The 370-nt window shown below is 43.5% G+C and carries 1 protein-coding gene; it reads left to right on the plus strand.

Annotated features, from left to right (window positions below; genetic code table 11):
• Positions 1–139 precede the first annotated feature (139 nt).
• Positions 140–370 (plus strand): hypothetical protein (locus tag AAEZ03_RS26220; protein WP_350582676.1); only part of this gene is annotated, 231 nt, incomplete at its 3' end.

The following is a 370-nucleotide window of genomic DNA, read 5'->3' on the forward strand; positions in this document are numbered from 1 at the left end:
GTATTGGACTTAATCAAGCAACAACTACCAAAATAAATCATGCGCGCTACTTATTTGACTGCTCAGATTAGGGCGTATCCTAGTCCTAATATAAAGTTGTCGTCAGCATTGATACTCTATATCACTGAGTCACCATTTTATGCCAAATCATTTTAGTGCTGCCAAGCAACGGCTGATAAACTCGCCTAAGCGTTTGCCGTTATTTTCACGCTTGGAAGTGTTTTTACTGTCCATAGGTATGGTCGTCGCATTCTTTATCAGTCAACTGCTAGGAGTCTATATCGCAGGCAAGCTGCTGCTACCGGCTGCTAAAAGCGCAAACGTGGCTGATGTGTTTTTCTATGGCAGCAGTAATGGCACGGTCGTGAGT

Origin of the sequence: Pseudomonas sp. HY2-MNA-CIBAN-0224 (assembly GCF_040310285.1) — a bacterium.
Taxonomy (GTDB): Bacteria; Pseudomonadota; Gammaproteobacteria; order Pseudomonadales; family Pseudomonadaceae; genus Aquipseudomonas; species Aquipseudomonas helleri.